9 protein-coding genes and 1 pseudogene are annotated in these 12,021 nt (G+C 65.6%); 7 read left to right on the top strand and 3 right to left on the bottom strand.

Annotation, left to right across the window (positions count from 1 at the left end):
* The first annotated feature begins 46 nt into the window (after positions 1-46).
* The 5 genes from ASE75_RS06940 (at position 47) to ASE75_RS06960 (ending at position 4,539) form a co-directional block, all read left to right on the top strand.
* Positions 47-1,159, top strand: coding sequence for an alkene reductase (locus ASE75_RS06940; protein WP_055930926.1), 1,113 nt, complete (start codon positions 47-49; stop codon positions 1,157-1,159).
* Positions 1,160-1,205: 46 nt separating this feature from the next.
* Positions 1,206-1,601 carry a VOC family protein gene (locus ASE75_RS06945; RefSeq protein ID WP_055930929.1) on the top strand — a complete coding sequence of 132 codons (396 nt, stop codon included), beginning with the start codon at positions 1,206-1,208 and terminating at the stop codon, positions 1,599-1,601.
* Between the two features lie 279 nt (positions 1,602-1,880).
* Positions 1,881-2,861 (top strand): aldo/keto reductase, encoded by a 981-nt coding sequence (locus ASE75_RS06950; protein ID WP_055931117.1) that lies wholly within the window; start codon positions 1,881-1,883, stop codon positions 2,859-2,861.
* A complete protein-coding gene (locus ASE75_RS06955; protein ID WP_055930932.1) occupies positions 2,858-3,682 on the top strand; it encodes an SDR family NAD(P)-dependent oxidoreductase in 825 nt (274 codons plus the stop codon). Before ASE75_RS06950 ends, ASE75_RS06955 begins: the two co-directional genes overlap by 4 nt.
* Entirely contained in the window at positions 3,679-4,539 is an 861-nt protein-coding gene (locus tag ASE75_RS06960; RefSeq protein WP_055930935.1) for an NAD(P)-dependent oxidoreductase, read from the top strand. The genes ASE75_RS06955 and ASE75_RS06960 overlap by 4 nt, the downstream gene beginning before the upstream one ends.
* Before the next feature lie 178 nt (positions 4,540-4,717).
* On the opposite strand, the gene ASE75_RS06965 is transcribed toward ASE75_RS06960, so the two are convergent.
* Positions 4,718-5,995: a metal-dependent hydrolase family protein gene (locus ASE75_RS06965; protein ID WP_055930944.1), complete on the bottom strand. Its 1,278-nt coding sequence runs from the start codon at positions 5,993-5,995 to the stop codon at positions 4,718-4,720.
* 28 nt (positions 5,996-6,023) lie between these two features.
* Between ASE75_RS06965 and ASE75_RS06970 the strand changes: the two are divergent.
* Positions 6,024-6,746: pseudogene (locus tag ASE75_RS06970) on the top strand (penicillin acylase family protein); the annotation flags it as partial.
* A 299-nt stretch (positions 6,747-7,045) separates the two neighbouring features.
* Here ASE75_RS06970 and ASE75_RS15870 read toward each other — a convergent pair.
* Together ASE75_RS15870 and ASE75_RS06980 are read right to left on the bottom strand one after the other, a co-directional pair.
* Positions 7,046-8,356: a hypothetical protein gene (locus tag ASE75_RS15870; RefSeq protein WP_235512539.1), complete on the bottom strand. Its 1,311-nt coding sequence runs from the start codon at positions 8,354-8,356 to the stop codon at positions 7,046-7,048.
* 10 nt (positions 8,357-8,366) lie between these two features.
* Positions 8,367-8,996, bottom strand: a complete 630-nt coding sequence (locus ASE75_RS06980; protein ID WP_055930950.1) for a recombinase family protein — start codon at positions 8,994-8,996, stop codon at positions 8,367-8,369.
* Between the two features lie 94 nt (positions 8,997-9,090).
* Between ASE75_RS06980 and ASE75_RS06985 the strand changes: the two genes are divergently transcribed.
* On the top strand, positions 9,091-11,988 hold the full coding sequence (locus ASE75_RS06985; protein ID WP_055930953.1) for a Tn3 family transposase: 2,898 nt from the start codon (positions 9,091-9,093) through the stop codon (positions 11,986-11,988).
* Positions 11,989-12,021 lie beyond the last annotated feature (33 nt).

The raw sequence follows: 12,021 nt of genomic DNA on the forward strand, positions 1-12,021 counted from the left end.
CAGCCGCCTGCCCTCGCCCCTTATTACTCCTACGGAAGATCATATCATGGCCGATCTGCCTGTCAGCCCCGTCCTGCAACCCGTTACGATCGGTGATCTGCAACTGCGGAACCGTATCGTCATGGCACCGCTCACGCGCAGCCGCTCGAACGAGGAAGGCATCCCCCCGGCGTTCGCCGCGGACTATTACGCACAGCGCGCCGATGCCGGCCTTATCATCACCGAAGCGACGAACATTTCGTCTCAGGCGCGCGGTTACGCGATGACGCCCGGCATCTGGTCGGACGCGCAGGTGGCGGCATGGAAGCCCATCGTCGAAGCCGTCCATCGGCGTGGCGGCAAGATCTTCCTTCAGCTCTGGCACACGGGCCGGATATCGCATCCCGATCTGCATGGCGGTGCCCTTCCCGTGGCGCCGTCCGCGATCGCGGCGGAGGGGCAGGCCTTCACCAATGACGGAATGAAGGATTTCGTCGTTCCGCGCGCGCTGGAGACGGACGAAATCCCCGCCATCGTCGAGGACTACCGCCATGCCGCCGAACAGGCCAAGGCAGCCGGGTTCGATGGCGTCGAGGTGCATGCCGCGAACAATTACCTGCTTGAGCAGTTCATCCGCGACAGCACCAATCAGCGCACGGATGCCTATGGCGGCTCGATCGAGAACCGTCTCCGCTTTCCGCTCGACGTGGTGCGTGCCGTGGTCGAGGTCTGGGGGGCAAATCGCGTCGGCATTCGCATTTCGCCGGCAACGACCGAGCCTGGAAAGACCCCGCTCGACAGCCATGTCGGGCGCACGTTCAACGCGTTCGTCGACGCCTTGTCCGAGATCGGCCTGCTATACATCCACGATATCGAAGGCGTGACCCAGCAGACGCGCGACGTGCCGGACGGCGTCGACTTTCAGGAACTGCGCAAGCGCTTCTCGGGCGCCTATATCGCCAACAACCAGTATACGCTCGATCTCGCCGAGAAGACGCTGGCGGACGGGGATGCCGATCTGTTCAGTTTCGGCCGGCCCTTCCTCGCGAACCCCGATCTCGTCGAGCGGCTGCGGACCGGCGCCCCGCTTGCCGAGGCCCCGAAGCAATATTGGTATGGCGGTGGCTCGGTCGGCTACTCGGACTGGCCCGGAATGAACGGGCGGATCGAGCTTCCGTAATTCAAGGGCGTGCGTTCGCCTGCATGTATAATCGAGGAGAGATAATTTGCTGTTTCATACGATGGTAGGATCGAACGACATCGAGCGATCCAAGCGCTTCTACAATGCAGTGCTAGGTGCCCTAGGAGCCGAAGAGGCGACGCTGAACATGGCCGGCAGCGGTCACACCCGCCTGTTCTACCGCAATGAGGGCGGGACGAACTTCATCGTTACCCAGCCGATCAACGACGAACCGGCCACCGTGGCCAATGGCGGCACCGTGGCTTTTTCGTGCAATTCGCCCGAACAGGTCGAACTGTTCCATGATATCGCTGTCGCCAACGGCGGCACCTCGATCGAGGACGGACCCGGTCCGCGTGAGTCAGCGATGGGGACCATCCATCTGGCCTATGTCCGCGACCCGGACGGCAACAAGCTGTGCGGAATCCACATCCCGTCATAATAGCCAAGCCCAGCCGATCGGCTCAGGTGGCCCCTTTCACATCGCTAGCGGACCGGTAGGTATCGGTCCGCTAGCGATGCCATGTGACGACGGACCCGATTTCGCGTTCGTCGGAACCGGCTATTCCTCGATTGGGCCGGCAATCCGTTCCGGCTGCAGATCATCGCCCCATTCTTCCTCCGCTATCACGAGGCAACGATCGCCTTTGCGTCGTGAAGAGGCAACCTGCGGCGTCCGCGATCATTCCCCCGACAACAGACATCGCATCGGAGATACATGGTGAAGACACGCAAGCTTGGTTCGCAAGGCCTCGAGGTCTCTGCGCTCGGCCTCGGCTGCATGGGGATGAGCGACTTTTATGGCGGTCGCGACGAAGCGGAATCGGTCGCGACCATCAACCTCGCGCTCGACCGCGGCGTCACCTTCCTGGACACCGCCGATATGTATGGGGTCGGCGCCAACGAGGAACTGGTCGGCCGTGTCGTGCGCGAACGCCGCGAATGGGTGGTCGTCGCGACGAAGTTCGGCATCGATCGGGGTGCCGATGGCAAGGGCCGCAGCATCAATGGCCGCCCCGACTATGTCCGCCGTGCATGCGATGCCAGCCTGAAGCGCACCGGGCTTGACGTCATCGACCTCTACTACCAGCACCGCGTCGACCCCAACGTGCCGATCGAGGAGACGGTGGGCGCGATGGCGGAGCTGGTGACGGCCGGCAAGGTGAAGTATCTCGGCTTGTCCGAGGCGTCGCCGGCGACCATTCGCCGCGCCCATGCGGCCCACCCCATCACTGCTCTGCAGACCGAATATTCGTTGTGGAGCCGCGATCCCGAAGCAGAAATCCTGCCGACGGTGCGCGAACTCGGCATCGGCTTCGTGCCCTACAGCCCGCTCGGCCGGGGTTTTCTCACCGGTCAGATCACCGCGCCCGACGATCTTGCCGCAGATGATTTCCGGTGCCATCATCCACGCTTTCAGGGGGAAGCGTTCCAGCGCAACCTCGACCTCGTCAAGGCGGTCGGCGCTATGGCCTCCGACAAGGGCTGCACGCCGGCGCAACTGGCGCTTGCCTGGGTGCTCGCGCAGGGCCACGACGTCGTGCCGATCCCCGGCACCAAGCGGCGTACCTATCTGGAAGACAACCTCGGCGCGATCGACGTGACGCTGGACGCGGACGACATCGCCCGCATCGACGCGATCATGCCGCCCGGTGCAGCCGAGGGACAGCGCTATGCCGACATGGCGAGCATCGACCGATGAGTGCAGTCTCGTTCGCGGCGATCGCGCCTGGCAATCTCGCCGTCGTGACGGGTGGGGCCAGCGGCATCGGGCTGGCCGCCGCGCGCGCATTCGCCGCACGTGGCATGCGGGTCGCTATCCTCGACCGGCCGGGCGAGGCACTCGATGCGGCGGCCGGGTCGATCGACGGGGCGGGCGCGCACGCCGTCGACGTCGCTGACCCGGTGGCAATGCGCACCCTCGCCACCACGCTTGGGCCGGCATCCGTCCTGATGAACAACGCCGGCATCGGCCAGGGCGGTGATGTTTTCGCCAGCCAGGAGGCGTGGACAAGGCTGCTCGGCGTCAACCTGATGGGTGTGCTAAACGGCATCCAGAGCTTCGCGCCGCTGATGGTGGAGGGACACGGGCCGGGCCTCGTCATCAACACCGGCTCCAAGCAGGGCATCACCCAGCCGCCGGGCAACACCGCCTACAACGTCAGCAAGGCAGGGGTTAAAGCCCTGACCGAAGGCCTGGCACATACGCTGCGCGAGCAGACAGGGGACCGGGTCAGCGCGCACTTGCTGATCCCTGGCTTCACCTACACGGGCATGACCTCTCCGCGGCCGGAAAAGCCGGCTGGCGCCTGGACGCCGGAACAGGTGGTCGACCTCATGTTCGATCGTCTGGCGCGCGGCGACTTCTACATTCTCTGCCCCGACAACGAGACCACGCCGGCACAGGACGCGAAACGCATCGCCTGGGCGGCAGGCGACATCATCGGGAACCGCCCCGCCCTGTCCCGCTGGCACCCCGATCACGCGGCCGAATTCGCCCGCTTCATGGGGGATGACGCATGAGGATCGGGTTCATCGGGCTGGGTCAGATGGGCGGCGCCATCGCGGCCAATCTGCTCAAGGCAGGCCATGAGGTGACGGTCTGGAACCGTTCGGCAGACAAGACCGAAGCGCTTGTCGCCGCAGGCGCAGCACGCGCGGCACGGCCAGTTGATGCGGCCCAAGGCGATCTCGTCATGACCATGCTTGCCGACGACCGGGCGGTGGAAGGCGTGGTATTCGGCGAGGGCGGCATTGTCGGCGCTCCTGCACTGCACGTCGGGCACAGCACGATCAGCATCGCGCTTGCCGACCGGCTTGCGGCGGATAGCGGCACCGGCGGTTACGTGTCTGCACCCGTCTTCGGCCGACCACCGGCGGCGGCGGCGGGCAAGCTGTTCGTGGTCGCGGCAGGCGTGGACGCTGCATTGGATCGCTGCGAACCGGTGTTTGCCGATATCGGTCAGCGGACTTTCCGGATCGGCGACAAGCCGTCCGCGGCCAACTTAGTGAAGCTCAGCGGCAACTTCATGATCATGGCCGCCGTGGAGGCGATGGCCGAGGCGATGACGCTGGCCGAAAAGGGCGGCGTCGATCGTCAGACCCTGCGGGAGGTGCTGACGGGAACCCTGTTCGGCGCGCCGGTCTACCACATCTATGGCGAGATTCTGCTGGAGGACCGCTTCCGGCCCGCCGGGTTTGCGGCGCCATTGGGCCTGAAGGACATGACGCTGGCCGATACCGCTGCCACTTCGCTTGGGGCACCGATGCCGCTGCTGGGGATCGTTCGCGACCACCTTCGCAGTGTCATCGCGACGGAAGGCCCGGACATTGATTGGGCTGGTATTGCGCTTGCCGTTAGGAAGAGTGCGAAGCTTTAGACACCCGCGGACGCAATACGGGGACTACCTGGCGGGCGGCATCTCAAGGAAAGCTGAGTAACGGAAAGGCCCGGTTGTGGTCGTTCAGGCCCCCTCCCCGGCTTCCTAACGTCGGCCAGACAGGCGTCCGTCCCTTCCGCTGCGGCAGCGCCTTGAGGTAACTTCCATTGGCCCATTGCTACATGCCGACAACGGCACCGCCCTTCATCACCAGCCGCACGGCACGCACGGCGGAGATGTTCACCGTGGGATCACCCGCAACCGCGACCAGATCCGCGAGCATACCCGGCTTCGCCGCGCCGAGACGGTCGCCCAGTCGCATCCACCGCGCGTTGCCCGAGGTGGCGGCGAGCAGCACCTGCGCCGGCGTCATTCCCGCTGCCGCCATCAGTTCCATCTCGCGCGCGTTCGTCCCGTGCGCAAATACGCCTGCGTCGCCACCCATGCAGATCGGCACGCCGGCGGCGAGCGCAAGGCGGAGGCTGTCACGGCTTGCCTTAACTGCGGCGGGGGCCGGCTCCGCACCGGTCCAGCCGCGATAGCGTGCGCTCGCGTCCGCAGCAGCGAGCGTTGGGCACAAGGCGATCTTCTTCGCCGCCATGCTCGCGAAGATCGCGGGCGTCCCGCCATAGCCATGCTCGATCGTGTCGACGCCCGCCTCGATCGCGCGACGCATACCCTCCACGGTTGAGGCGTGGACCGCGACGGGACGTCCGGCGTCGTGCGCCGCCCCCACCGCCGCCCTGATCTCATCAAGGCTCAGCGTCGCGCGGCTGTCCTCGCCAGCGCGCCAACGATAATCGGCGTAGAGCTTCACCCAGTCCGCGCCGGCGGCGATCTGCCGACGGACCGCGGCAACCATCTGCTCCGCGCCCGAGACCTCCTCCGCACCTTGCGGGATGGCGACACCCGGCTCGAACCCCTTGGGGCCGTAGGCACCGAGCGCGACGATCGCGCGGGTCGCGACGGCGAGCCGCGGCCCCTCGACGATCCCCTGGTCGATCGCCGCCTTCAGTCCGACATCGGCATAGCCAGCCCCTTCGGTGCCGAGATCGCGCTCACTGGTGAAGCCTGCCCGCAGAGTCGCCCGCGCGTTCGCCACCGCGCGCGCGGTGCGCAGTGCCAGCGGCTCATGCAGCACCTGTTCGTCCCAGCTCGCCTCGTCATAGGGATGGAGGAAGAGATGGCCGTGCCCCTCGATCATGCCCGACATCAGCGTGTCACCGGCGAGGTCGATGATGTGCGCGCCCGCAGGAACGGCTAGTTTCGGGCCGACCGCGACGATCCGGTCGCCGCGCACCAGCACCTGCCAACCGGCGTGCATCTTCCCGTCGACGCCGTCGAACACCGCCGCGGGACGCAGCAGCGTCGCGGTGCTCATCAAGGTCTCGACCGGCGGGGCGCTTGCGCCGCCGAGCATCATTGCCATCACGATCGCCAACCAGCACTTGGCCATGCCTCACTCCCCGTTCTAGGCTTACGCTATGGTTACGCTCCTCCAGCGCACGCGCAATCCGTTGATCGTCGCAGCCCTCCTAGCGACGACCGCCGCCGCGCCCGATCCCGACATGGCGCGGTGGCGGGCCGAGGCGGCGCGGGTGACGATCACGCGCGACGATTGGGGTATCCCGCATGTCCGCGGCCGCAGCGACGCCGACGCGGTGTTCGGTATGACCTACGCGCAGGCAGAGGACGACTTTGCTCGCATCGAGGCGAACTACCTGACCGCGCTCGGTCGCACCGCCGAGGCCGATGGCGAGGAGGCGATCTGGGCCGACCTGCGCCAGCGGCTGTTCGTCGATCCGGTCGAACTCCAGGCACAGTACGCCGCTTGTCCCCCATGGCTGCGCACGTTGATGGATGCCTGGGCGGACGGGCTGAACTTCTATCTCGCGACGCACCCGCAGGTGCGCCCCAAGGTGCTGACGCGGTTCGAGCCGTGGATGGCGCTGAGCTTCACCGAGGGCAGCATCGGCGGCGACATCGAGCGCATCTCGCTCGCCGACCTCAAGACCTTCTACGGCCGGCCGACCCCACCGACGCCGGAAGAGCTGGGGGCGGTGCCGCGCGAACCATCGGGGTCGAACGGCATCGCTATCGCGCCGAAGCTGACCGCGAACGGCCGGGCCCTGCTCCTCATCAACCCGCACACCAGCTTCTACTTCCGCTCGGAAGCGCAGATGACCAGCGACGACGGCCTGAATGCCTAAGGCGCCAGCACCTGGGGGCAGTTCTTGGGGTCGGTTCCGGCTGAGGGCGAAATGACACTCTAAGCGGAACGGCATGCCTAGTGGATAGCAGAAGGTTCCCTTGAACGCTGGCGGCGGCGACATCCGCCAGATNCGCCGCCGCCAGCGCCGTTTCGCTGCTCCGGGTGAGAGGTCGGCGCACCGTAGTTGGGGTCGGTTCCGGCTGAGGGCGAAATGACACTCTAAGCGGAACGGCATGCCTAGTGGATAGCAGAAGGTTCCCTTGAACGCTGGCGGCGGCGACATCCGCCAGATAATCAGAACGACGCTACCTCATTTCGAAAAGACGATTTCTGGCGCTTTTCGGCAAGCTGATAGGTGAGGATAGCGAGTGAGCCGTCGATCGAAAAGGAACGACCATCGTCGCCGAACCGCAGGACGAAATCGTAGGATTCGGGTTTGTTGAATCGCTGAATTTCACGCCCGTCGACCATGGAGACCAGCGCGATCGTTTCCCTATGCGAACCCTTGCCAACCGGCATTGAAATCAGCGCATAGCGTCCATCCGGACTGATTGCAGGCCGGTCGGTTTTCGAGAAGTCGTATGCGGTGCCGGCGATACTCCACAACCTACGACCGGTCTGGACGTCCCAGAGATCGGCAACCGCCCCACTCTGCGGCGTGCGCTCCTCACATTCCGGTCTACGAGGGGTACCACCGTAACGCTCGCAGATCAGGCCGCCCGCGCTTAAGCCGTGCCCGATCAATACTGTCTTCAAGTCAGGGGATAGAGCAAACTTCCAAGAGCCTTTGGGCCCGGGGTGAAGCAGCGTCTCGCGGGGCAGTTTGCCCTGTTTCCACTCAAACCACCGGCCACCATTGAGCACAAACAACGAAAAAATCTTACCCTGCCGGTCGAGCCGCGCGTCGATGTCGCCGACTAGGATTCGCGGTTGCTCGGCATGCGAGAGCGGCATCGGAACGGTCTGAAGCACCTTGCCTTTGCGCCCATCGACGATGGCGAGCGTCGGCGTCGGATCGTCGTGTTCGGGACGGTAATAGCCCCCCTTTGTGCCAAACTCGGCCAAGGCCAGCCCCCCACCACCGACCCAGAGTATGCCGTCGAGTCCGCCCGCTACATCCTTGACCAAAGGTAACGGGCGCGGCTCTCCAACATTTGGTATTTCAATCGGCGAGAGCGGGCCGAGCGCAAAACCGCTCGGCCGCATAGTATCCTGACGGACCCCAAGGATCGCCTTTGAGTCATCCCTCCACGCGAAGGGTGGTGCCTTGCGATAGCCAAGGCTGGCAGCGGTGAGCTGCGACGCAATAACGCGTGGCGCGGCGGTCGATCCGATCGCCCCGATCCACAGGCTGTCATAGCCAGCAACTAGAAAGTGTCGCCCATCGGGTGAGATCAACGGCGCCGATATGGTGTAAGAACTGTTTAGCCCCGAAGGGCAAAAGGCGTTCGCGAGGTAATAGGGACCAGCCGTCGCCGGGGCGGCCTGATCGACTATTCTTGGGTGACAGCCGACGGATGGGGGATGCGGAGGCGCCGCACGCGTCGCGGCGACCGCCGTTCCCAATGAAGCGCCAATTAACGCGGCGACGAACACTCTTTTCATGCCTAATCCTTCACGCCGCGAATTCGATATCAGGAGACGTTTCTGCCTTTGCACGCCCGACGATCGCGGCGACGGTGTTCTTGCTGAGGCACAGGTCGCGCGCGATCCAGCGATAGCTGCGGCCTTCAGCCACGAGTGCCAACACCTTGGGGGCGAGCCGGTCGGATTTGGGGCGGTCACCGGCCTGCCGGCCAAGCTTGCGTCCCCGCGCCCTCGCTGCGGCGAGGCCGGACCGGACGCGCTCGCTGAGCATGTCGCGCTCGAACTGCGCGATGCCGGCGAGCATCGTCGCCATCATCCGCCCGTGCGGCGTATCGACCTCGAACGTCATGCCACTCATCGCGACGACCGACACCCGCCAGCCCGATAGCCGGTTCAATGTGTCGAGCAGATCCTGGGTCGAGCGTCCCCAGCGACTGAGTTCGGTGACGAGGATCGCATCGATGTGACGCGCCTGGGCCAGTTTCATCACCTCGCCGCGCGCAGAGCGGTTGGCCTTCATCCCCGAGGCGGTTTCGCGAAAAACCTCGACCACTTCATAGCCGCCCCGTTCGGCAAAACCGGCAAGGTCGCGCAACTGCCGCTCGCACGACTGGTCGGCGGTCGAGACGCGGGCGTAAATGGCGGCGCGTTGTCCCAATTGAACCTTCCTGAAATCAGGCCTCGAAAACCCTTGATTTGCGCGGGGTCAGTGTTGTCCAAAACAGACTTCTGTTCAACAGGGACACTGCCGCATGCCGAGACGCTATATTCTGAGCGCGCGGCAACGGTCGCTGCTGCTCGACCTCCCGACCGACGAGGCGTCGCTGCTGCGGCATTACATCCTGGCCGACGACGACCTGATCCACATCGATCGACGACGCCGGCCAGAGAACCGGATCGGCTTCGCACTCCAACTCTGCACGCTGCGCTATCCAGGACGGATGCTGGTCCCGGGCGAGATGATCCCGCTCGCCGTGTCGGCCTTCCTTGGCGCCCAGCTCGGTATCACCGGTGATGCGCTCGTCCGCTACGCCGTCCGGCGCCAGACCCGCCAGCAACATATGGACGTGCTGCGCTCCATCTACGGATACAGGACGTTTCCCGGTCAGGGCGCGCCGGCACGGACGTTCCGTGACTGGCTGTTCGCCGAAGCCGAGCAGGCACACTCGAACGACGATCTCGCCCGGCGCTTCATCGCCCGCTGCCGCGATACCATGACCATCCTGCCGGCGATCACGACGATCGAGCGCCTGTGCGCGGATGCGCTTGTCGCGGCCGAACGTCGCATCGAGAAGCGCATCGCATCGCGCCTTGATCTTGTCGCCTGCACCCGGCTCGACCGGCTGACGACCGAAATGCTGCCGGGGACAATCAGCCGCTTCATATGGCTGCGCCGGATCGAGCCGGGCAATAATTCGGCCGCGGCGAACCGATTGCTCGACCGGTTGGAGTTCCTGCGCGCGATGAATCTCGATGCCGGTCTGCTCGTCGGCGTCCCGCCGCATCGTATCGCCCGGTTGCGCCGACAGGGCGAACGCTACTTCGCCGATGGCCTGCGCGATCTCGGTGCCGACCGGCGTCGCGCCATCCTCGCGGTCTGCATCATCGAGTGGGCGACCGCGACCGCCGATGCGGTGATCGAGACGCATGACCGGATCGTCGGGCGCACTTGGCGCGAGGCGAAACAGCTGCGTGACGTACGCGCGGCGGAAACCAGAGGTGGGGTTACCGCGACGTTGGACGGGTTCGCCGCACTCGGCCAGTTGCTGCTCGAAGCGCATGGCGACGGCGCGTCGCTGGAAGATGCGGTCGCGCGTGCAGCGGGATGGGAGCATCTTACCCGCCTCGTCGCGACCGCCAGAACGCTGACGGAGACGCTGGGCGACGATCCGCTGGCCCATGTCGATCAGGGCTATCATCGGTTCCGCCGCTATGCCCCGCGCATGCTGCGCTGCCTCGACCTCGAAGCTGCGCCGGTCACCCGGCCTCTGCTCGACGCGGCGACCGCCATCGCCACCAATGGCGCACTGCCGGCGACCGACGATTTCCTGCGTCCGCATTCCAAATGGCGGCGTCAGTTGCGTGCGAAGGGCGACGATAATGCGCGCCTTCGGGAAGTCGCAGTCATGTTCCACCTGCGCGACGCGCTTCGCTCGGGCGACATCTGGCTCGACCGCTCGCATCGCTACGGCGACCTCCGGAACGTCCTCGTGCCGATGGAGGTCGCGCGCGCTGCGAAGCTGGCGGTCCCGGCCGACCCGCATGTCTGGCTCGCCGACCGCAAGGCGCGACTTGCCGATGGCCTTGCCCGGCTTGGTCGCGCCGCGCGCAACGGCACGATCCCGAAAGGCAGCATCGAGGGCGGCACGTTGCGCATCGATCGCCTGACCGCCGATGCGCCAGACGGCATCGATGATCTGGTGCTCGACCTGTATCGTCGCCTGCCGCCCGTCCGCATCACCGACCTGCTGCTCGAAGTCGACGCCGCACTCGGGTTTACAGACGCCTTCACCCATCTGCGCACCGGCGTACCGTGCGGCGACCGGATCGGCCTGCTCAATGTCCTGCTCGCCGAGGGGCTGAACCTGGGACTGCGCAAGATGGCCGAGGCGTCCAACACCCATGATTACTGGCAACTGTCCCGTCTCGCACGCTGGCATGTCGAAAGCGCGGCGATCGACCAAGCGCTGGCCAACGTGGTCGCCGCGCAAGGTGCGCTGCCGATGGCGCGGGTCTGGGGCATGGGCACCACTGCCTCGGCCGATGGCCAGTTCTACCCCGCCGCGCGGCAGGGCGAGGCGATGAACACGGTCAATGCCCGCTACGGCAACGACCCCGGCATCAAGGCTTATACTCACGTCAACGACCGCTTCGCGCCGTTCGCATCGCGGACCATCCCCGCAACCGTCAGCGAGGCACCCTATCTGCTCGACGGGCTGACGATGAACGAGGCCGGGCGACGGATCGAGGAGCAGTACGCCGACACCGGCGGGTTCACCGACCATCTGTTCGGAATCAGCGCCATGCTCGGTTACCGCCTCGTACTGCGTATCCGCGACCTTCCGTCCAAACGGCTATACGTGTTCGATCCCGCGGCCACGCCGAGCGAATTGCGCCCGCTGGTGGGCGGTAAGGCGCGCGACGCACTGATCGTGTCCAACTGGCCCGACCTGTTCCGCTGCGCGGCTACCATGAGCGCTGGCCAAGTCGCGCCGAGCCGCATCCTGCGCAAGCTTGCCGCCTATCCGCGCCAGAACGATTTGGCGGCCGCATTGCGCGAGGTCGGCCGGATCGAACGGACGCTGTTCATTATCGAATGGATTCTCGATGCCGGCATGCAGCGCCGTACCCAGGTCGGCCTCAACAAGGGCGAAGCGCACCACGCGCTGAAGAACGCCCTGCGCATCGGCCGTCAGGGCGAGATCCGCGACCGCACCACCGAGGGCCAGCATTACCGGATCGCCGGCCTCAATCTGCTCACCGCCATCATCGTCTACTGGAACACCCTGCATCTCGGCCATGCCGTCGAGGCCCGTCGCCGCGAAGGCCTCGATACGCCCGATCACCTTCTCGCCCATATCTCACCGCTCGGATGGGCGCACATCCTCCTCACTGGTGAATACCTCTGGCCAAAGGATACCGCCGCTTAGGGTGTCATTTCGCCCTCAGCCGGAACCGACCCC

This window comes from Sphingomonas sp. Leaf17 (assembly GCF_001421505.1).
GTDB lineage: Bacteria > Pseudomonadota > Alphaproteobacteria > Sphingomonadales > Sphingomonadaceae > Sphingomonas.

Bases quoted from the DNA above. Each gene is read 5' to 3' on its own strand.
- ASE75_RS06940 (WP_055930926.1), top strand. From the start codon at position 47: ATGGCCGATCTGCCTGTCAGCCCCGTCCTGCAACCCGTTACGATCGGT.
- ASE75_RS06955 (WP_055930932.1), top strand. From the start codon at position 2,858: ATGAGTGCAGTCTCGTTCGCGGCGATCGCGCCTGGCAATCTCGCCGTC.
- ASE75_RS06960 (WP_055930935.1), top strand. From the start codon at position 3,679: ATGAGGATCGGGTTCATCGGGCTGGGTCAGATGGGCGGCGCCATCGCG.
- ASE75_RS06965 (WP_055930944.1), bottom strand. From the start codon at position 5,995: ATGGCCAAGTGCTGGTTGGCGATCGTGATGGCAATGATGCTCGGCGGC.
- ASE75_RS15870 (WP_235512539.1), bottom strand. From the start codon at position 8,356: ATGAAAAGAGTGTTCGTCGCCGCGTTAATTGGCGCTTCATTGGGAACG.
- ASE75_RS06985 (WP_055930953.1), top strand. From the start codon at position 9,091: ATGCCGAGACGCTATATTCTGAGCGCGCGGCAACGGTCGCTGCTGCTC.